The organism is Streptomyces mauvecolor (assembly GCF_039532965.1).
In the GTDB taxonomy this organism is placed as follows: Bacteria; Actinomycetota; Actinomycetes; order Streptomycetales; family Streptomycetaceae; genus Streptomyces; species Streptomyces violascens.
In genome coordinates this window covers 134,072-152,152 of record NZ_BAAASQ010000009.1, presented here as the reverse complement: position 1 = coordinate 152,152, position 18,081 = coordinate 134,072, and the positions used below count along the sequence as shown (strand labels likewise).

The 18,081-nt window shown below is 69.0% G+C and carries 22 protein-coding genes; 9 read left to right on the top strand and 13 right to left on the bottom strand.

Going from position 1 to position 18,081, the window contains the following annotated elements:
• Window positions 1–59 precede the first annotated feature (59 nt).
• Both ABD346_RS13095 and ABD346_RS13090 read right to left on the bottom strand, forming a co-directional pair.
• Window positions 60–464, bottom strand: coding sequence for a DUF1003 domain-containing protein (locus ABD346_RS13095; protein ID WP_344374658.1), 405 nt, complete (start codon window positions 462–464; stop codon window positions 60–62).
• 483 nt (window positions 465–947) lie between these two features.
• Complete coding sequence (locus tag ABD346_RS13090; RefSeq protein ID WP_344374657.1) at window positions 948–1,217, bottom strand: hypothetical protein; 270 nt, start codon at window positions 1,215–1,217, stop codon at window positions 948–950.
• A 662-nt stretch (window positions 1,218–1,879) separates the two neighbouring features.
• Here ABD346_RS13090 and ABD346_RS13085 point away from each other — a divergent pair.
• The 3 genes from ABD346_RS13085 to ABD346_RS13075 all read left to right on the top strand — a co-directional run bounded on the left by ABD346_RS13085 (window position 1,880) and on the right by ABD346_RS13075 (window position 3,213).
• Window positions 1,880–2,044, top strand: a complete 165-nt coding sequence (locus ABD346_RS13085) for a hydrophobic protein (protein ID WP_344374656.1) — start codon at window positions 1,880–1,882, stop codon at window positions 2,042–2,044.
• A gap of 138 nt (window positions 2,045–2,182) precedes the next feature.
• Entirely contained in the window at window positions 2,183–2,806 is a 624-nt protein-coding gene (locus ABD346_RS13080; RefSeq protein ID WP_344374654.1) for a hypothetical protein, read from the top strand.
• Complete coding sequence (locus ABD346_RS13075; RefSeq protein ID WP_344374653.1) at window positions 2,806–3,213, top strand: hypothetical protein; 408 nt, start codon at window positions 2,806–2,808, stop codon at window positions 3,211–3,213. The genes ABD346_RS13080 and ABD346_RS13075 overlap by 1 nt, the downstream gene beginning before the upstream one ends.
• A 20-nt stretch (window positions 3,214–3,233) precedes the next feature.
• Here ABD346_RS13075 and ABD346_RS13070 read toward each other — a convergent pair whose 3' ends face one another.
• From ABD346_RS13070 to ABD346_RS13040, 7 genes are all read right to left on the bottom strand, one after another.
• On the bottom strand, window positions 3,234–4,298 hold the full coding sequence (locus ABD346_RS13070) for a fatty acid desaturase family protein (RefSeq protein ID WP_344374652.1): 1,065 nt from the start codon (window positions 4,296–4,298) through the stop codon (window positions 3,234–3,236).
• 17 nt (window positions 4,299–4,315) lie between these two features.
• Window positions 4,316–5,404 carry a ferredoxin reductase gene (locus ABD346_RS13065; protein ID WP_344374650.1) on the bottom strand — a complete coding sequence of 363 codons (1,089 nt, stop codon included), beginning with the start codon at window positions 5,402–5,404 and terminating at the stop codon, window positions 4,316–4,318.
• Between the two features lie 714 nt (window positions 5,405–6,118).
• Window positions 6,119–6,916, bottom strand: coding sequence for a diacylglycerol kinase family protein (locus ABD346_RS13060; RefSeq protein WP_344374649.1), 798 nt, complete (start codon window positions 6,914–6,916; stop codon window positions 6,119–6,121).
• Window positions 6,917–7,066: 150 nt separating this feature from the next.
• On the bottom strand, window positions 7,067–7,495 hold the full coding sequence (locus ABD346_RS13055) for an STAS domain-containing protein (RefSeq protein ID WP_344374647.1): 429 nt from the start codon (window positions 7,493–7,495) through the stop codon (window positions 7,067–7,069).
• 365 nt (window positions 7,496–7,860) lie between these two features.
• Entirely contained in the window at window positions 7,861–8,133 is a 273-nt protein-coding gene (locus tag ABD346_RS13050) for a hypothetical protein (RefSeq protein WP_053725830.1), read from the bottom strand.
• 110 nt (window positions 8,134–8,243) lie between these two features.
• A complete protein-coding gene (locus ABD346_RS13045; protein WP_344374645.1) occupies window positions 8,244–8,474 on the bottom strand; it encodes a hypothetical protein in 231 nt (76 codons plus the stop codon).
• A 5-nt stretch (window positions 8,475–8,479) separates the two neighbouring features.
• The gene (locus tag ABD346_RS13040) at window positions 8,480–9,052 is read right to left on the bottom strand and encodes a DUF5994 family protein (protein ID WP_344374643.1); all 573 of its coding nucleotides are present in this window, start codon (window positions 9,050–9,052) and stop codon (window positions 8,480–8,482) included.
• Window positions 9,053–9,370: 318 nt separating this feature from the next.
• On the opposite strand from ABD346_RS13040, the gene ABD346_RS13035 reads away from it, so the two are divergent.
• Window positions 9,371–9,853 carry a DUF5994 family protein gene (locus ABD346_RS13035; protein ID WP_344374641.1) on the top strand — a complete coding sequence of 161 codons (483 nt, stop codon included), beginning with the start codon at window positions 9,371–9,373 and terminating at the stop codon, window positions 9,851–9,853.
• 292 nt (window positions 9,854–10,145) lie between these two features.
• Window positions 10,146–10,283, top strand: a complete 138-nt coding sequence (locus ABD346_RS13030; RefSeq protein ID WP_344374640.1) for a hypothetical protein — start codon at window positions 10,146–10,148, stop codon at window positions 10,281–10,283.
• Between the two features lie 34 nt (window positions 10,284–10,317).
• On the opposite strand, the gene ABD346_RS13025 is transcribed toward ABD346_RS13030, so the two are convergent.
• Genes ABD346_RS13025 through ABD346_RS13010 form a run of 4 tightly spaced genes read right to left on the bottom strand, consistent with a single transcriptional unit; the run spans window position 10,318 to window position 14,512 of the window.
• Window positions 10,318–11,148: an ANTAR domain-containing protein gene (locus tag ABD346_RS13025; protein WP_344374638.1), complete on the bottom strand. Its 831-nt coding sequence runs from the start codon at window positions 11,146–11,148 to the stop codon at window positions 10,318–10,320.
• A gap of 11 nt (window positions 11,149–11,159) precedes the next feature.
• Window positions 11,160–12,023 carry a GAF domain-containing protein gene (locus tag ABD346_RS13020; protein ID WP_344374636.1) on the bottom strand — a complete coding sequence of 288 codons (864 nt, stop codon included), beginning with the start codon at window positions 12,021–12,023 and terminating at the stop codon, window positions 11,160–11,162.
• Between the two features lie 24 nt (window positions 12,024–12,047).
• Window positions 12,048–13,913, bottom strand: coding sequence for a CheR family methyltransferase (locus tag ABD346_RS13015; RefSeq protein ID WP_344374635.1), 1,866 nt, complete (start codon window positions 13,911–13,913; stop codon window positions 12,048–12,050).
• Complete coding sequence (locus ABD346_RS13010) at window positions 13,913–14,512, bottom strand: chemotaxis protein CheB (RefSeq protein WP_344374633.1); 600 nt, start codon at window positions 14,510–14,512, stop codon at window positions 13,913–13,915. The genes ABD346_RS13015 and ABD346_RS13010 overlap by 1 nt, the downstream gene beginning before the upstream one ends.
• 741 nt (window positions 14,513–15,253) lie before the next feature.
• Here ABD346_RS13010 and ABD346_RS13005 point away from each other — a divergent pair.
• From ABD346_RS13005 to ABD346_RS12990, 4 genes are all read left to right on the top strand, one after another.
• Window positions 15,254–15,718: an STAS domain-containing protein gene (locus ABD346_RS13005; protein WP_425582995.1), complete on the top strand. Its 465-nt coding sequence runs from the start codon at window positions 15,254–15,256 to the stop codon at window positions 15,716–15,718.
• Window positions 15,719–16,193: 475 nt separating this feature from the next.
• Window positions 16,194–16,643, top strand: coding sequence for an STAS domain-containing protein (locus ABD346_RS13000; protein ID WP_344374632.1), 450 nt, complete (start codon window positions 16,194–16,196; stop codon window positions 16,641–16,643).
• Window positions 16,644–16,699: 56 nt separating this feature from the next.
• A complete protein-coding gene (locus ABD346_RS12995) occupies window positions 16,700–17,305 on the top strand; it encodes a hypothetical protein (protein ID WP_344374631.1) in 606 nt (201 codons plus the stop codon).
• Window positions 17,302–18,051, top strand: coding sequence for an ANTAR domain-containing protein (locus tag ABD346_RS12990; RefSeq protein ID WP_344374629.1), 750 nt, complete (start codon window positions 17,302–17,304; stop codon window positions 18,049–18,051). The genes ABD346_RS12995 and ABD346_RS12990 overlap by 4 nt, the downstream gene beginning before the upstream one ends.
• Window positions 18,052–18,081: the final 30 nt, after the last annotated feature.

Here is an 18,081-nt window from a genome sequence, read left to right as displayed (position 1 = left end):
TTCGGGCTGTGACCGGCCACGTGGCAATCCGCCGAGGCTTGCTGCCGGACCGAGGGGAGCTACTGCTGCTCGGGTTCCGCCATCAGCCGACGGTGGAGTTCGGCGGTCATCGTGTGGATGGCCCGGGTCAGCTCGGTGTTGGTCTTGAGCTCCAGTTCCTGCTCGACGAAGTCGTGATCCGCTTTGGCCTGCTGGAACTCCGCCTGCCGATTCTGGCCGATCATGACGAACGTCGACAGGAAGATCGCCTCCAGGGACACGACAAGGGTCAGCGTGGGCCACGGGTTGGACTCCACGAACAGCATCCAGACCGCGAAGCCGACCGCATGGAGGTACACAAACATCATCGAGCCTGCGAACTTGGTGATCGCATCAGCGATGTGCAGCTGGATGTCACCGGCACGGCTGGATTGATGGGCGACGACAACCGGGTGGTGCCGCGTCGCGCTGTCGGGTTCGCTCATCCGCTCCTGCCCGCTTCCCTGAGTCGACGCTGCCGCGCTGCCGCTGTACCTGATGGGGCTGGATGATGTCAGACAGTCCGAGGGACAGTCTGCCTGTGCTCCTCGGACGGTGCAGGGGATCAGCCGAACTGGTCGTCCCGGTGGGCCGGTTGGACGGCTCACCCGCCTCAGCGGCCAGGCGGCAGCCACGGCGCTGGGCGGGGGCGGTCAGTTCGTCGTTACTGACAGCTCCTGGGGTGCCGGCCGCAGGGCAGCTGGCTCCTCATGGCCGCTCGGCGCATGAAGGCGGCGCAGGGCATGACGTAGTGCATGCTGCATGTCCGCGGGCAGCAGCGTGTCCTCAGCGGTGGCGACCAGAGCCGCGGCGACATCCCGGAGCTTGACGTTGCACCACCAACGCCGCGTCTCCTGCCCAGGTGATGGACGCCGCCCCGAGTTCCTCATGAACCGTTATCCCATCCCGCACGGCGTCCCCTGACACGGTCACCCGTGATGCTCGCGGTCGCGGCGGTCCTGGCGGAGCCACCGACCTCGGCGCTGGCGGTCGTACCGGCGGCTCCACCGGTCCTCGCGGTCCCTGTAGTCACGGTAGTTCCGGAACCCGGCATCATCCCCGCGGTCCCATCCGCCGTATCCGCCTCGTCCGTAACGGAAGAGGCCGAAGACCACCACAGCGCCAAGCACCCACCACAGGGCATTCACGAATCCGAGACCGAAGAGGGCCATGACCAGAAGAACGAGCAGCACGATCATGGCGGGCCTCCGGACGCGGAAAGGATCAGCGCAACCGGGGACTGGGGCCTGACTCAACAGTCTAGTCCTGTAAGGAGGTTGCGGATGCCCAGCGTTGGCGGCTTGGCGTCTGTTCAGAGATTACGGGCGGCGCTAGCGTGCGCGGAGCGGCCCAGGACCCCGGCAGCGTCGAGCAGTTACCGCGCCCCCCCTTCCGGAGCGCACCGCGCACATCGGCGCCTGGCACCCTCGCACCATGTTCCCGACGCGGCCTCGATGCGCCTCATCCGGGCGGTACCAGCAGGACTCCGCTGCCACCGGCCCGCGCGCCATTCCAGACAACAGGCGGTACCCATGTACGCGCTACTGTTCCCCGTTCTGGCTCCCTTCGTCCTGCTCGCCATGCTCATGGGCCTGTCTTGGTGGGAGGACCACCTGCTGCCGTCGGCGACGCCGGAGGAGGCGGCCGCCGAGCCCGTGCGAACTCCCGCCGTCTTGGTTCCGGATCGCGAACCGGCCCGTATTGCTGTTGCGTTGACAGGGCAGGGCGCCCGGAGTTGACTGGCACGTACGGCGTCGGGCTATGCCGTTCCGGATTCCCCGGACGACGCGCCCCCGTTCTGTTTCGCCCGGACCCCGCGGAGAACAGGGCTTGCGGCCCTGTGACTGCTGGAGGCTCCGCCATGATCGTCCTCATTCTCCTTCTCGTCCTGCTGTTGCTCGGGGTCGGCTTCACCCTGCACGTCCTGTGGATCGCCGCAGCCGTCCTGCTGATCTTCTGGATCCTCGGCTTCTCCCGTCACCACCGCAACGGCGGCGGACGCCGCTACGCCTGGAACCGCCGATAGGCGGAACGGGGCGTCAGCCCCGGGCGGCGTCCACGTTGCGTGGGCGCCCCCCGGCCGGCCTGCACACAAGCACCGGTCGGCAGGAGGCGACGGAATGCAGCAGAACACCTTCGGAGCCACACAGCAGAGAGGCACGTCATGTCGATGTTCGCCATCGTGGTGATCGCCGTGGTTGTCGTGATCGTGGCCGCAATCCTCTTCATCGGGTTCGGCCGGCGCGGTGGCGAGCGCGGGCTGAAGCGCCGCTTCGGCCCCGAGTACGGCCGCACCCTGGCCCACCACAACGGCAATGCCAAAGCCGCCGAACAAGAACTGAGCGAACGCGTACGGCAGTACGGATCCCTCAAGGAGCAGCGGCTTCCACCCGAGGCTCGCGAGCAGTACGTCGCCCAATGGGCCCGGATTCAGGAGCAGTTCGTCGAGTCGCCGCACAAGGCGGTCGCCGAGGCCGACGTGCTCCTGGCCCGACTGGCCGAGGACCGGGGATTCCCGGGCCGGGAGCAGTTCGACGAGCAACTGACCGCGCTCTCCGTCCACCACGCCGACCACGTCCTCGGCTATCGCGACATGCACACAGCCGTCCGCGGCCGGAGCAGCACCGAAGAGATGCGCGAGGCCATGGTCGAGGCCCGCGGCCTCTTCTCCGCACTGGCCGACGAACAGGCAGCCGACTCGGGCCGACACCGCACGCAGTCCCCCGGCGACCACGGCCAAGCGCCCACCACACACGGCCCACACCAAGCAAAGGGAAGTGGCACGTAATGCTGTACGACTCCGAACGCGCGAGGCAACCCGCGGCCGAAGGCCCGGATCTCACCAAGCAGCACGCCCCGCAGACAACTGGACCACAACCGTCCCAGGCGCCAGCCGAACCGTTCACCGGCGCCGCGGGCTCGGAGCAGCGGCTGCTGCCGGCGGGCGAACGGGACAAGCTGGCCGTCCGCCTCCAGCAGGCCGTCAACAACTTCGTCGACAGCCCACGTCACGCGGTCGAGGAGGCCGACGGCAGCGTCGACGAGATGGTCACCCTCCTGACGAACGCCCTCGCGGAACGGCAACGCACTCTCCGCGCGAACTGGCAGAGCCAGGACGCCCAAGCAGAGACCGAGGAACTGCGCGTCGCCCTGCAGCAGTACCGCGAGACCGCAGCGCGGCTGCTGGCCATCTGAGCCATCGCGGCCTCTGTGGTTCAGCGGCCCGGTACGGCGAAGCGCAGGATGCGGGTCCAGGTGGAGGCGTACTGCCGCCACAGGGGGCCGGTGGTGTACGGGACGCCGTACTTGTCACAGATTTCGCGCACGCGCGGGGCGATCTCGGCGTAGCGGTTGCTGGGCAGGTCGGGGAAGGCGTGGTGCTCGATCTGGTGGCCGAGGTTGCCGCTGAGGACGTGGAACAGGGGTCCGCCATCGATGTTGGCGGATCCCTGGATCTGCCGCAGGTACCAGCCGCCGCGCGTCTCACCGTCGAGGTGTTCTTCGGTGAAGGTCCGGACGCCTTCGGGGAAGTGCCCGCAGAAGATGATGGTGTGCGACCAGAGGTTCCGGACGGTGTTGGCGGTGAGGTTGCCGAGCAGGCAGGACAGGGCGGAGGGGCCGGCAAGGAGCGGGAAGAGGACGTAGTCCTTGGCGAGTTGGCGGGGCGCCTTGGCCAGGAACCCGGTCAGGTCGGTGCGGAAGGCACGCCAGGACTTGCCACCGGCGGCGACCGCGTCCGGCTCCAGGTCGTACAGCGCGATGCCCCAGTCGAAGAGCGGCGCGAGCAGGAAGTTGTAAAGGGGCTGGGCGAGATGGCGCGGACGCCAGGGCTGGTCCGCGCTCATCCGGAAGATGGTGTAGCCGAGGTCGCGGTCGCGGCCGACGACATTGGTCCAGGTGTGGTGGAGGTGGTTGTGGGTGCGCTTCCAGGCCCCGGCGGGCGTGAGGAAGTCCCACTCCCAGGTGGCCGAGTGGATCGCCGGGTCGCCCATCCAGTCCCATTGGCCGTGCAGGATGTTGTGGCCCAGCTCCATGTTCTCCAGGATCTTGGCGACGGAGAGCATGGCGGTGCCCGCCACCCACGCGGGCGGGAACAGCGAGACGGCGAGAGCCACCCTGCCGCCCGCCTCCAGGCCCCGCTGCGTGGCGATCACGGTACGGACGTAGCGGGCATCGTCGGCGCCGCGCGCGGCGATGATCTCGGCACGGATCCGGTCGAGTTCCCTGCCGAATTCTTCGTCGAGGGCGGCTTCGGCGATCTCGTTCGCGATGACGGTCACGGGTACTCCTCGCGTGCCTAGGCTTCAAGGGCGAGCGGTCCGACCGCCGCCGTGACACAGGTCTGGATCAACTGACCGGCTTGGTCCCGGAGTTCGCCGGTACGCAGGTCGCGCACACGGCCGTACGTGAGCGGGGTGAGGCAGCCGAAGCAGATGCCGCGGCGGCATCCGTACGCCATCGGCACGCCCGCCGCCTCGCCGACGGCCAGGAGCGGAGTGGACGCGTCGGCGTCGGCGTCGACACCGGTCCGGGTGAACAGGACACGGCCACCGGGAGCTTCTGTCGGGCCGGGCGGCGGGACCGGGGCGAGATGGAAGCGTTCCAGGTGGAGCCGGTCGCCGAGGCGCACCCGGTTCCAGTGGTCCTCGATCGCGTCGAGCAGGCCCTGGGGGCCGCAGACCCAGGTTTCGCGCTCGCCCCAGCCGGGACAGAGGCGGGCCACGTCTTCCGGGGTGATCCTGCCGAGCGCGCGGGTGTGGTGTTCGACGTAGGTCAGCCAGGTCAACTTGCCCTGGGCCTCGCGGAGTTCCGGACCGAAGATGCTGTCCGCGGCACTGGGTGCGCTGTGGACCAGTACGACATCGGGGTGCGGTGACGCGTGGCCCATGAGCGTGCGGAGCATGGCCATGACCGGGGTGATGCCGCTGCCCGCGGTGACCATCAGGATGCGGGGCGGGAGGGGGTCCGGCAGGACGAACTCGCCTTGGGCTGGCCCGAGTCGGAGAATCGCACCCGCACGAGTCCGGTGCACCAGCCTCGGTGAGACCCTGCCGCCGGGCACCGCCTTCACAGTGATCGCCAGGAGTCCGTCCGCCGGGCTCGGTGGGGAGGTGAGCGAGTACGTGCGCCAGTGCCATACGCCGTCCACTTCGACGCCGATCGGGATGTACTGGCCCGCGCGGTGGCCCGACCAGCCGCGGCCGGGCCGGATGGTGAGCGTGGCGGCATCCGCGGTCTCCCGGTGCACCGCCATCACGCGCCCCGCCGGATGGCGGCCGCCGAGCAGCGGATCGATCAGACCGAGATAGTCGTCCGGGGCGAGCGGGCTGGTCAGCCAGCGAGCAGCGTCCAGCAGCCTGCCGACCAAGCCCGGTAGCTGAGGCATGCACCGAATCCTCTCGTCGCACTCCACTACGGGTGATGCGTACGTCGAGTCGTCCCGGGCCCGGCTGAAGCCACGTAACCACGGCCGGATGAATGGATGTTGGGTCGGCGGGCGCATTCCCGCCACGCTCGGTCTGCACCTTCCATCGCACGCACCCCGAACGGCAGGACGATCTGCGGAGACCAGCCGGGACTCACCAGACGGAAATGACCGGATGGCGATGCCCCACCCCGCAGTGGGCCGCGCCCGGAACCACATCAACTGGCGCCCTGTAGACGACAGTTGGCTCTTCATCTCTGCCGAAGGCAACCGGACGGGCTCCGGCGCATGGCCTCCATCTACCTGTGCGCCGCCACCACGCTGTGCCCCCGGGCGTGGGCCACTGCACGCGTCACTGGGAGGTCGGCAGGTAGACGGTGAGCGCACGCGGGGCCTTGCCGAGGATGAGGGTGTCGGAGGCGGGGCTCACTTCGCCGTCCCGGGTGTAGTCGCCCTCCTTGCCCACACCGTCGATGCGCAGTCGGGCCGTGGTGGCCTCCCGGTAGACGCGGGAGCGCGCGAGGGTGCCGGTGAGGAAGGCCGCGACGAGGCGGTGCGGGCGAAGGGGTGCTTGCCGTCGACGATGCGCAGGTCGAGCAGTCCGTCGTCGAGGCTGCGCCGGTAGGAAGGGGCGAAGCCCGGCGGGTCGTAGCGGCTGTTGCCGGCGAGGAGCAGTCACAGCCGTCGGGGCTGTCCGTCGACACTGACCTCAATGGGCGTGCCGTCGGCGAGGACCCGGGACAGCCCCACGGCCAGCGCGGGCCACTTCCCTATGGATGCCTCGCGGGATTCGCGGGCCCGGACGAGTTCGGGGTGGACGCCGATGCTGAAGGTGTTGAGGAAGTACGTGTCGGGGCCGTCACCGGTGACCCTGCCCAGGTCGACGGCTCCGCCGGTGCCCGCCTCCACGGCGTCGGCGGTGTCCCGCATCGCAGTTGACGACCGCGACCAGACCTTCGCCTCCCGGCAGCGCGGGGACGGGCACGTTCGCCCGTGCGGTGTCGGCGGGCTCGTCGCGGCGCAGGGCCACCAGTGACAGGTCACCGCCGCGATCCCGGCGCCGATCGTGAAGTCCGCGAGGACGCGGCCGGGAGGGTATGTGCCCGAGCGGGCGCGGGACACCGCGGCCACCAGCGCGACGGGGATGAGGACGGCTCCCCATCGGGGCGACTCCAGGACGGCGGCGGCCGCGAAGGCAGCAGTTCCAGCCGTGCGGCCGGACGACAACGCCCCGGTCTGCGGCTGCCGGAGCTGCCCGCTCGTGCCGAGCGCCTTGGCGGAGATACGGATGGCGGCGCAGGTCAGGATGGACGAGCCGGTGCTGCGCAGAGCGGCTCGGCGGACAGCGCGGCGACCTGTCGAACCCGTCGCGGCCGCGACGGCCGGACGCAGCACGCACTGGCGGACGGCACGGCCTACGTACGGCAGTACGCGGTCGACGAATCGCACGTCGAATGTACGGAGGTCTCCCATGCCGGCCGAGTACCCGAGGCGTTGATGAGCACTCGGGCCGACCGACGGCATCTGCACCCCCGGTCGGGGTGCCCGCGGCGACACCGACAGAGGAGCGGCGGCGCCAGAGGCGTCGGACGGTGCCGTTGACCCAACGGGTTGGCGGAGTGCCTAGGCCGCTTCGCGGACATCCGGGCTGGTCGCCTCGGTAGCCGAAGTCCTGGCCTGCGTGTCGAGAGCGGGAGAGACCTGGAGGAGCCGGATCAACCCGCTGGCGCCGAGGGCCTCGGCAACGGCAGGGCTCGGGGCGACAAGGCGCAGGCTGCCGCCGGAGGAGCGGGCCCGGCGGGCGGTGGCGATGATCAGCCCAAGGCCCAGGATGTCGCAGGAGGTGACGCCCGACAGGTCGAGGACCAACCGGATTCCAGGGCCGTGGGACACGCGCAACAGGCGCTCGCGCACTCCTGGAACAGTCGCGAGGCCAAGGCTTCCGCTGACCACGACGACCACCTGGTCCGCACGAACACCGGTGGGCGCGGGCTGTCCGTCCGGAACGGACACAGGCAGCGACGGCGAGGAGTGGCTGTTCCGTGCAGGCACACGTGTACCCACCGTCTCAGGGGGCGAGCGGAGCACGTCCGCGGGGACGAGAGAAGTTCTGGCACCTCTGGACACCGTGTGCCTCCTCGGAGCGGATTCTCACGCTGCCGGGGACTGGGGCCGTGCCGACAGCCTAGTCCCGGCCCTGCGCCGCGAACAGCCCAAGCCGCGTATCGGGGGTACGGCACATGAACGTCGAAGGCGATTCGGGCCGGCGCCGACCCGATTCGGTGAGCGGGAGCCGACGTCTGCCAAACAGGGTGTCTCAGCACGCGATGTCGCTTCGCGTGCGGGCACCTGGGCGACGACCACGACCGTCCACGGCGAGGGGCTCCACTGACCACCCGCCCTGGCGACGCCTCGGCTCAGCCGCGCTCCTCTTCCTCGGCCTCCATGAGCCGGATTCCTTGGTGGGTCAGCATGACCATCGCGGGGATGTTGCCCGGGTCCCAGTCGACGGTGATCAGGCCCTCACCTGCCAGGTAGGTGCAGGCAGCGGCCAGATCCTGCTCCGGGACCCGGAGGGTGCTGCAGATCATTGCGCCGGTCACGCCGAGAAGGCGATTGCCCTCGGTCGCTTCGTACAGGGCTCGTAGAACCTGCTCACGGTAGGTCTTCCGCTCGCGCAGTGTCGCCATGACCGCGTCCTCTCGTGCGTGGAGTGGTTGGGTGGGCGCCGAGACGGAAGTCGACGGGCGGGACGCCTGAGGCGTCCCGCTCGCTGCCCCCGGTCAGAGGGCGGTCTGGGTCATCGGCCCGTGCCGTTGCGGCCGGCGCGACCGGTGGTGTCGGTCGGTCGACCGGGAGCTGCCGGTGTGTGCCTGTGGTGCTTCCTGGTTCGTCGGCCGATACCCGGCAGCGCGTCGCCGAAGTGGTAGGACGCGATCCGCGCGTTGTGCTGGGCATTGAGCAGTTGGACGAGGCGCACTCCTATGCCGGTCAGGACAATGATCGCTGCGATGAGGACGATGGTCTCCATGTTCCTCACCTCCACGTGTCCGTGGACGGAGGACCGAACCTGCATCCCATCGGGTACCCGAACGGGGACATGCACGCCCCGCCTTCGGTCTCCCAGGCGTCTTCCCTGCCCCGGGCTTCGACGGCACTGCCGGTCACGGCTTCGGCGGTCAGCAATGCGCCGGCGGTGAGGACGCTCCCCGGGATCGCCGCGGCGGACATCAGCCGGGCCGCGGCTGCCGGCTCGGCCTCCGGCGGGATCACCAGAAGGTCCCAGCGGCCGCCCCTGCGGGACAGCAGGATCAGTTTGTCGGGGTCCTGCTCGATGAACCAGCCCACGTGTACGGCGTGCCCGGTGACGGGCACCCTGTGCGGGATCACGGGCCAGTGAGTGGGGTTCACCGTGACGCGAGTGATGCGCCCCCAGGTCTCGTCCAGGGCATCGAGGAGTGTCGGAAGTTCGGCGTCGAGATTGCGGGAGCGGGGCCACCAGGCGCCGTCGAGCTGGCCGGCGAGCGTGGTCTTGGGTGTGAGGGACAGCCGTGCCGGAAGCGGTGGAGCAAGGACGCGGACTGCTGTGCTGTCGACGGTGATGGTCATGGCGCGGACCTGCCCCCGGGCCCGTCTGCGACAGCCCGGTGCTTTTGATCGCCGGAAACGACATCCGCGTGGGAGCGGGCGTACGAAATACTCCCGGTTCCCTCACTCTACTCCGGTCCAAGGCTCCCGAAGCGGCCGCGCGACCAGGCATTTTCCGGGAGGTGACGGGCAGTCCCGGACGGGCGGTGCCGAGCCTCACGGCAGGCACCCGGAGTACCGTGAATCAAGGCGGCATTTCACCGGCCACCATCGCGGTGCCGACGTCAGTACGGGCGACGGACGACGTGTCGCCACACCTCGCGGACAGGCGAACCGATCATGGCAGAATCCGACACCCCCACTCCTGCGAAGCTCCTTCCGGACGCCATCCACCAGGCGGTGAAACCCGGAACGGCCCTCCTCCGGCTGGAGACGACGCAGTCCCGTGAAGGACTCCTGGACGGCGCGTGGTGGCCTCGGTCCCGTGACATCGCGGCAGAGCTGCCGGCTCTGATCACCGCTCTCACCGAGCACCTCGGACCCATCACCCGCGTGGGTCTGGACGCCACCGCCTGGAACGAAATCCCGACGCGCCTGGTGATCGACGACCGGGTCGTACACCTCGACTCCTTCCCGGTCGGTGACGACACCGTCCTCATCACCCGCGGTCACAACGACCACTTCTCGCTGCTCGTGGTCCCTCCGCACGCGAGCGTCGAGGCCGCGCGCACCGCCATGGCTCGTGCGGTCCGCGCCGACAACACGACCCAGGCCGCACAACTCCTCATTGCCACCGCCACCTCCGAGCGGCAGGCTCCCTGATACCCGCCAAACCGCTCCGGCCGGAGTGCGAGCGTGTGGCACGGCCGGTGCCGGCGCAGAGGTCTTGGACGGCCGCGGTGACGCGTGCGTATCCGGTGGCGTCCTCGGCACAAGAGAAGGTGTCCGCGCCGGACGGCGCCAAGAGCGAAACCCGGCCAGATCCGGGATATGCCAGAGCCATGTTCCCTCGGAGCGAGGAAAGTGGAGACACGGACCCCACGGTCCTCCAACCCCAGGGACTGGTATGACCGACTCGCCCTCACAAGACCAGCGCAGGGCCATCGCAGACATCGTGTCCGCGGTACACGACGGCCGGCAATGGCGCGTCAGTATCCTGCTCGACCGCTTCGTCCCCGAGGCCGACCTGCCCTCCCTCATGGCACTGCGCCAAGCCCTCGCCAACGACGTTGCGCGGCAGCACCCCTGCTGACCCGGCTGCCCCGGGGGCATGCCCAGCATGTGCGTCAGCCGTCGTGCGCCGCTCCCGTCGGCCGCTCCGGCAGGGCGAGGCCCGCGCTGCCAGGCCGCGCCGCCGAGGGATCAGAGCTCGTTGCCTGCGGCCTCCAAGGGTCCGGCCAGTCCGGAATCGGGCGCCCCTCGATGACATCGCGGGCTACTTCCGCGATCCTCAGGTGACGGGACCGGGTGTAGCGGCGCAGCAGGTCGAAGACCGTGTCCATGGGGAGACCCATGCGCGTGGCGAGGATGCCCTTGGCCTGTTCGATGACGATCCGGCTGGTCAGAGCGTGTTCCAGCTGAGCGCTCAGGGTGCGGCTCCTGGCCAGCTCCCGTTCCCTCACCAGAGCGACTGTGGCAGCGTCGGCCAGCGACCGCCCCAGGGCGAGGGCATCCGCCGAAAGCGGGATCGATTTGACGCGCAGCAGGACGAGTGCTCCCACTAACTCGTCGTGCCATCGCAGGGGCAGCGCCGCGACCCCCGCGAATCCCAGCGTCTGTGCTCGTACGGAGTACTGCGGCCAGCGCAGCCGGGCCCGTGTCCCTTCGAGAGCGGTGTCGGGCAGGGGCTCCCCCGCACGGCGACAGTCGTGGCCGGGTCCCTCCTGCCAGTCGACCGCATCCAGTTCCAGCCGTTCCACACCCGGATCCGAGGCTCCCGCCCGGACGGCTTTGTGCGCGTCGGTGGCGACGAGCACTGCCCCCGCGGCGCCGGCGCCCAGCAATTCAACGCTGCGGTGCGCCAGCATGGTCAGGAAGTCCGTGGTGTCAAAAGCATCGCCCCGGGCCTGGGCGAGCATCACGAAGGTATCGGCCAGTCGCTGGTCCGGCGTGGGCATCGAGCTTCCCCTCAGTAGTGGAGCTTCAAATCTCCGGACACGATTTTGCGCGCCACCGACTCCGGGGACTCTCCCCAGCTGAAGGCCCGCGCCTTGATGAGCGATAGCGCATTGTCGAGCGAGCAGTTGATCTGCGCGGAGATCATCCCGGCAGCTTGGTGCACCACCGCCCGGTGGTCCGTCTCGCCGTACAGGTCGGGGTCGGCATCCGGGCCGAGGAGCATGCTCTCGGCCAGGGCATCGGCCACCTTGCCGAAGACCCCGCACTCGGCGAGGCCGGGCCGGGGATCGAAGACCGTGAGCGCCCCGACGCAACCGGTCTGCGACTTCAGCGGGAGTGCGATCACCGAGGCAAGTCCCAGCTCTGCGAGGCCTGCGCCGTAGCCGGGCCAGCGCTCCTCCATCGCAGGTCCCGCAGCGCACACCGTCCGACGGCTCTGGGCGGCGTCCCGGGCGGGCCCCATGTTGAGTACGAACTCCAAGTCCTGCGCGTTTCGTGCGAGTTGGTCGGACGCAGCCAACGCGAGCTGGGCCATGTCGGCCCCGACCAGAGTGAGAGCGGCACTGGAGGTGCCGCAAGTCTCGGCTACGGCTGCCATGAACAGACGGCGGGCGCCGCCCCCCGCCGACCGGTCCGCCAGTCCGTAGGCGTACTTCTTCTGGAGCTGCGCCGCGATGTGATGACGCTCTGCGATCCTGCGGTGCGTGGCTGCCATGGTCACATGGAACTCGCGTCCCGTTTCCGCCGCCAGCCGCTCGTGCCGCTCGGCGGACATCCTCTGGCGCGCTGCCCGTTCGGTAGCAAGAGCGGCTCGCCGCAGCGCGATACCGATCTGCCCGTCTGCCGGGCGTGAACTCCCGCCCTGTGCGGTCATGTTCACAGCGTACGGCTTCCGGCGTCAGCCGCCGCCCTCGTTCCCGACGTCTTCCATCAGAAGGACGACACCTCCGTTGTGGCCGTCGAACGGGGAGCAGACCACGGCGCAGTTGATGCTTCTGCCGATGCGATTGACGGCGGGAACACTCACCGGCCCCGCACGTTTGCCCGATGCGATGCACTGCTGGATGACGTCACGCAGTTCGGAGGTGGGCAAGCCGAAGTCCAGCGCGAAGAAGTGCACGTCGTGCACTTCGTCCGCGCGCAGCCCCCAAAGGTCGACCGCCCCCCGGTTCCAGCTCTTCACCTTCATCTCCGCGGACAGCACCACCACGCCTGCCGCGATGCTGCCGACCACGCCTTCCAGGAACGCCCTCGCCTCGTCGAGATCCTCGGTACGCAGCCGCATCTCGTCGTTCATGGTCTCAAGCTCTTCGTTGCCCGACTGAAGTTCTTCGTTGGTGGTCTCCAACTCCTCATTGGTGGATTGGAGTTCCTCGTTGGTGGTCTCCAACTCCTCGATGCTCGACTGGAGTTCCTCGTTGGTGGTCTCCAACTCCTCATTTGTCGACTGGAGTTCCTCGTACGCCGTCTCAAGTTCCTCGCGGACGCGCTTGACCTCCGCCTTGAGTTGGGTGGCCAGCGTGACATCGGTGAACGTGACGTTGATGGCGACCGGCAGGCCGGGGCCGTTGGGGATCGGCTGGATGAGGATGTCGAAGTACTGGACCTCGTCACCCATGCGCCGTTCGGCGCCGTGGACCCGCAATGTCCGGCGCTCGTGCGTGGCCTGGTCGATCAGGGAACGGAGCTCGGTGGGCCGGTAGGAGAGTTCAAGGTCCTGGAAGGGACGGCCCACATCATTGGCCGTGAGGCCGAAGTGGGAGCGCGCCTGACTGTTGATCATCACGACGACTCCCTCTGCGTCCAGGGCCACGGCGGCACCGGGAGTCGCGTCGAGGATCAGGTCGCGCAGTTGCCGGACGCGGGTCGCCGTCTGCATCTCCATGCCCATGCCGGCTCTGATCTTCACCGGCGCCGCGATGTACGGCGGACTGCTCTCACCGGGGCGCCGCCGGAAGATCCGCTGGCGGATGCTGATCGCCTCGAACCTGTCGCCGTCATTCAGCAGCATCTCGGCCTTGCCGAGGAAGAGGAAGCCGCTCTCGCGCAGGGCGAAGTGGAAGCGGTCGATGATCTGGCTCTGCGCCTCCACGTTGAAGTACATGAGGGTATTGCGGCAGACGAGCAGGTCGAGCCGGGAGATCGGGGCGTCGCGGGTGATGTCGTGCCGACCGAAGATCACCCTCCGCCGCAGGTCGGGACGGAAGAGGTACTGGGTACCGCTCAGTTCGAAGTACTTGTCGCGCAGCTCCGCGGAGAGCGATTCCAGGGACTTGGCCGGGTACAGCCCCGCGCGAGCCTGGCGCAGCGCCTCCTCGTCGACGTCCGTGGCGTAGATCTTGACGCGATTCAGGCTTTCGTCGACGCCGAGTGCCTCCGCAAACATGATCGCAAGCGAGTACGCCTCCTCACCGCTGGAACAGCCGGCGCTCCACACCCGGATCTCGTCCTCGGGGGCAACGTTGGTGATCACCTCCGGCACGACCTCGCGCTGGAGCAGAGCCCACGCCTCCGAGTCGCGGAAGACCGAAGTGACATTGATCAGAATGGTGTTGAACAGGGTGCGGAACTCGTCGGCGTCCGTCTCCAGGAGGTCCTGGTAGTCCGCGTAGTCGTGGACACCGGCATCCCCCATCCGCTTGCGGATGCGACGGCTGAGCGTGGAGCGCTTGTAACCGGTGAAGTCGAAACCGCGGGCATCGCGAATGAAGCAGAGCAGGTCCTCCAGACCTTGATCTGTCTCGGTCGGGGCTGACTCGCCCATCACTGCCTCTCGGTCTCGACAAGTCCACGGATGACCGTGGCGATCTCCTCAAGGGGCAGCACGAAGTCAACGGCCCCCGTCCCCACCGCCGCCTCGGGCATCCCCTTGAATTCCGCCGTCGCTGGATCCTGGGCGATCACCGTGCCGCCCCGCGACTTCACCGCGTCCACCCCCATCGCGCCGTCGCTCCCGGTGCCGGTCAGCACACAGGCGATGGCTCGCGGCCCGTAGGCGCCGGCCACCGATTCGAAAAGGAGGTCGGCAGAGGGACGCAGGAAGTGGACGAGTTCACTCCGGGACAATGACAGGGTGCCTTCCGGCCCGACGAGGAGATGCCGGTCGGGCGGGGCCACATAGACGACCCCCGGCTCCGCGTGCTCCCCGTCCTCCGCCAGCTTGACGGGCAGGGACATCCGGCGGGCCAGCACCTCGGCGATAACGGTCCTGTGCCGCGGATCGAGGTGCTGGACGATCAGCACGGGTACGGGAAAATCGGCTCCGAGCGCGCCCAGAAGTACACCGAGACCATGGATGCCCCCGGCCGAGGACGCGACAGCAACGATGTCGTACCGCTCCGCCGAGTGCTGTTCTGCTGCCACACATCGAGCCTAGCGGACCCCGGGGCTCTCACCCTGATAGTGGAGACCGGCTGTCAGCGGCGGTGATCGACGTGGCTGATCCCTGTTCGCCGACGGCGGGCGCAAGGCATCCGACGGGGGTGCGCCCGCACGTCGCCGCCCGCCACCCCGGCACTCGTGGCGAGTCCGCTCGCGTCGTTGTGCCGGCGCGAAGGTCAACGCGCTCCGTTGTGCGAGGCGCGGCCATGCGGCCGCGGGGATACAAGGCTCCCCTCCTCGTATCCCCGCGCTGGATCCTTGGGGCAGCCGGGGTGCGGGAGTACCCCGGTCACGTCTGCCGCAAGGACCGGGGGCTGGAGCTGCGTTGTCGGCAATGCGGCCCCAGCCGGGCCTCGACGATGATGCGGGCTCAGGGCTGGGAGCCGGGGCCGGGCACGACCGGCGCGATGGTGATTGGTGCGCGCGGACGTGTTCAGCCTGATGCCCAGGGTAGAAGGGGCGTTCGGACCGTGGAAGGCCATGTCCGGCCACCTTGGGTGTGTGCTCAGGGGTGGCCAACGGCAGGTTGCTGCTCCGGTGCTGGTTGCTGCTCCGGTGCTGGTCGCGCGGGTTGCTCAGCCAGGCGACGGGATGCATGCCTGCACGCGGAGGCATGCGGCCGTTCACTCTTGAGGGTGAACACTTGCCTGCTTGTACGTTTCTTCTCCTTTGTTCGTTTATAGGGTGCTGAACGCATCACCCCAGACCTGGTGGCTGCACCCGATGACCGTGAACTCCCGCTTCTGCGGGGGACGTTGTGGGTGGGGAGCTACCGTGGGAAGCACCGTTCAGCCGGGTTTACCGGAACCCGTTCCTCTCGTCGCGGGGCACTCTCCACAGGTGTTGGGTGGCGCGCGTACCCGTCTGATGCAGGGATCTACCGTGGTCGAGATGTACGGAGAGATCGACCTGACCACCGCTGCGGCAGCCCAGGCGCCCCTCGATGCCGCGACTGCCCGGCCGGGAGCCCGGCTGATCGTGGATTTGCGGGCGGTGGTCTTCTTCGACTGCGCCGCCCTGACGCTGCTGCACCGTGCCCATCGCAGGGTCAGGGAGTGTGGCGGTGAGCTGGGCCTGGTCTGTGTCCGGCCATGGCACCGGAAGGTCTTGGCCGCAGGCGGCGTCACTCCCCTGGTGCCGATGTTCGCCACAGTGCAGGAGGCGCTCGTCGTGACCCGGCCCGACTGAGCCCCCTCCTCCAGCGGCCCACGGACGCTGCGCAGTACCACTTTCAAGGCGTATCGGCCCGGTCGGAGAGCGCCGGAACCGCGGACGTCGGCGCTGATCGGTCCGGCGCCTCAATTCTCGTATCCCGACCGCCTATTGGACGTGGCGTTGCCGAAACCGTCACTGTTCAGGGTGTTTCACAGGAGCAGTCCTGGCGAGGACAGCCGGGACTATGCTGTTGTGTGGACGTCCCAGACCCCGGCGGACATGTTGCTGCTCCGAACTGAGGCTCGGGGAGCGGACCCTTCGTCCGGTCGCCGGCGCATCTCCTGAAGTGAATCGTGCGGGTCCCCCTTCCGATACGGGGGAGGTGTTGGGCCAGCCGCCGGTCTGCTTCTGCCGTTAGTACGCCCCCTGTCGACAGCGTGCCGAGAGCGGCCACGAGTCCGGCTCCGCCGCTTGGCGTTGCCCGGCAGGTCTACCGAACCGAGGCGTCATGCCCCTGCCCCCGCTGAACATCTACCGCCACGACAGAAGGCAACGGTCGCTGATCACCTTGGCAGGCGAAATCGACCTGGACACCATCCCGCAGGTGCGCGAGGCCCTCGAACAGTGCCTGCGCGACGGCATCCGTACGATCGACGTCGACCTCACCCCGCTCACCTTCTGCGATGTGAGCGGCCTCAATGCCTTCCTCTACGCGGCCCAGCGGACCACCTCGCTCGGCGGATCCCTGCGACTGCACCATCCGTCACCCATGCTGGCCTGGATGGTCAGGATCACGGGCACCGAATTCCTCTTCCCGGAGGGCCCGGTCGGACAGCAATCCCCTCCTCCCGGGGGCGGCTCCCTCAGCGCGACACCGGTTTCGCCGCCCACGGCGTGCCGCGGAGCACCGCGCCGGCTGGCATCCTTGGGACCTGCCGTCACGGATGGTGTGCTGTGAGCGGTCGGCCCCGGCCGGAGCAAGCCCACAGGCCCAGGGACGACGACCCATACCTCATGGCCGCGGTGCGGCTGCTCCGGGTGAGTCGCCGGCGGGCCCAGGACTTGAGGGAGGAACTGGCGGATCTCTACACGGAGTCCTGCGAGGCGACGATCCGCGAGACGTACCGCAGCCTCCGACGGACGGGGTTCCTGCGTCGCCTCGCCGCCGACATCCGGCGACCGGGGTTCGCCCTGGTGATCGCGGAGACCGACTGCCTGGTGGGGTGTGCCTTCGGATTCCCCGTTCCGAGCGACGGCCGGTGGTGGTTCGGGTTCGACGGGACGCTCCCGTACGGCGTCGAGCAACTCACCACCTCCGGCGATGTCTTCGCGATCTCCAAGATCCTGGTCCGGCCACACCCCGCGGGTCAGGAGTTGGCCTGCCGACTGCAGGAACGGCTCCTGACCGGCCGCCGGGCGTCGCTCGGCGCAACCTTGGTGGACCCGGGCGACCTCCCGACCCTCGCCGGCCTCCGGGCCGGAGGCTGGCAGGACATCGGAGCGGTGTGGCACCCGACCGGTCCACCGCTGCTCCGGGCCCTGATTCTCCGCTTCGCGGAACGGACCTTCGTACGGCCGACGAAACCTCCGCACCCCAGCTGGACCCGGAGGACCGTGTGACGCCCGACACCCGGTCGTCCCGGATCCAGGCGCTCGTCGCCCAGCAGGCGGCCCTGCGCGATGCTCGGGTCGGGGTCGTGGACGTGTGCACCGCTGCGGTCGCCTCGCTGCCGGTCAGCGGCGCCGGCCTGTCCGCGATGTTCCCGAACACGGCCAGCCATCCACTGTGCAGCACTGACGAGATCAGCGAACGGCTTGAGGAACTCCAGCTCACCCTGGGTGAGGGACCGTGCGTGGATGCCTTCGCCCACGGCTCGGCGATCCTGACGCCCGACCTGCTCACCAGTGAACTCCAGGACTGCTGGCCGGTGTTCGCTGACGCGGCCCTGGAGGCGGGTGTGCGGGCGGTCTTCGCGCTCCCCCTGCAGTTCGGGGCGATCAGTCCGGGGGTCCTTGACCTGTACGCCGGCGTGCCGGTCGAGCTGGGCACCGAGGCGCTCGCCGACGCCCTGGCCTTCGCCGACACCGCGACGCTGCTCCTGCTCGACGCCCGGATCGACCAGCCCGGCGATACGGGGCCCGTGGGGCGCCGTGACGACCTGGGCGCGTACCGGGCCGAGATCGACCAGGCCACCGGCGTGCTCACGGTGCAGCTCGGCGTCGGGATCGAGGAGGCGTTCATCCGGCTGCGCGCGCACGCCTTCGCCCACGGACACCGGCTCGCCGACGTGGCCTCCGACATAGTCGCCCACCGCCTGCTCTTCTCCCCGGACATGGAGCCGAAGCGGACCGAGGAGGGCCGATGAGGACGACCGGTTCCCTCGCACGGTTCACTG

Excerpts from the sequence above, each read along its gene's own strand:
- ABD346_RS13045 (WP_344374645.1), bottom strand. The coding sequence starts at position 8,474 with ATGGAGACCATCGTCCTCATCGCAGCGATCATTGTCCTGACCGGCATA.
- ABD346_RS13015 (WP_344374635.1), bottom strand. The coding sequence starts at position 13,913 with ATGGGCGAGTCAGCCCCGACCGAGACAGATCAAGGTCTGGAGGACCTG.
- ABD346_RS13040 (WP_344374643.1), bottom strand. The coding sequence starts at position 9,052 with ATGACCATCACCGTCGACAGCACAGCAGTCCGCGTCCTTGCTCCACCG.
- ABD346_RS13020 (WP_344374636.1), bottom strand. The coding sequence starts at position 12,023 with ATGACCGCACAGGGCGGGAGTTCACGCCCGGCAGACGGGCAGATCGGT.
- ABD346_RS13065 (WP_344374650.1), bottom strand. The coding sequence starts at position 5,404 with ATGCCTCAGCTACCGGGCTTGGTCGGCAGGCTGCTGGACGCTGCTCGC.
- ABD346_RS13085 (WP_344374656.1), top strand. The coding sequence starts at position 1,880 with ATGATCGTCCTCATTCTCCTTCTCGTCCTGCTGTTGCTCGGGGTCGGC.
- ABD346_RS13035 (WP_344374641.1), top strand. The coding sequence starts at position 9,371 with ATGGCAGAATCCGACACCCCCACTCCTGCGAAGCTCCTTCCGGACGCC.
- ABD346_RS13095 (WP_344374658.1), bottom strand. The coding sequence starts at position 464 with ATGAGCGAACCCGACAGCGCGACGCGGCACCACCCGGTTGTCGTCGCC.
- ABD346_RS13080 (WP_344374654.1), top strand. The coding sequence starts at position 2,183 with ATGTCGATGTTCGCCATCGTGGTGATCGCCGTGGTTGTCGTGATCGTG.
- ABD346_RS13075 (WP_344374653.1), top strand. The coding sequence starts at position 2,806 with ATGCTGTACGACTCCGAACGCGCGAGGCAACCCGCGGCCGAAGGCCCG.
- ABD346_RS13090 (WP_344374657.1), bottom strand. The coding sequence starts at position 1,217 with ATGATCGTGCTGCTCGTTCTTCTGGTCATGGCCCTCTTCGGTCTCGGA.
- ABD346_RS13050 (WP_053725830.1), bottom strand. The coding sequence starts at position 8,133 with ATGGCGACACTGCGCGAGCGGAAGACCTACCGTGAGCAGGTTCTACGA.
- ABD346_RS13025 (WP_344374638.1), bottom strand. The coding sequence starts at position 11,148 with ATGCCCACGCCGGACCAGCGACTGGCCGATACCTTCGTGATGCTCGCC.
- ABD346_RS13060 (WP_344374649.1), bottom strand. The coding sequence starts at position 6,916 with ATGGGAGACCTCCGTACATTCGACGTGCGATTCGTCGACCGCGTACTG.
- ABD346_RS13000 (WP_344374632.1), top strand. The coding sequence starts at position 16,194 with ATGCCCCTGCCCCCGCTGAACATCTACCGCCACGACAGAAGGCAACGG.
- ABD346_RS13005 (WP_425582995.1), top strand. The coding sequence starts at position 15,254 with ATGACCGTGAACTCCCGCTTCTGCGGGGGACGTTGTGGGTGGGGAGCT.
- ABD346_RS12995 (WP_344374631.1), top strand. The coding sequence starts at position 16,700 with ATGGCCGCGGTGCGGCTGCTCCGGGTGAGTCGCCGGCGGGCCCAGGAC.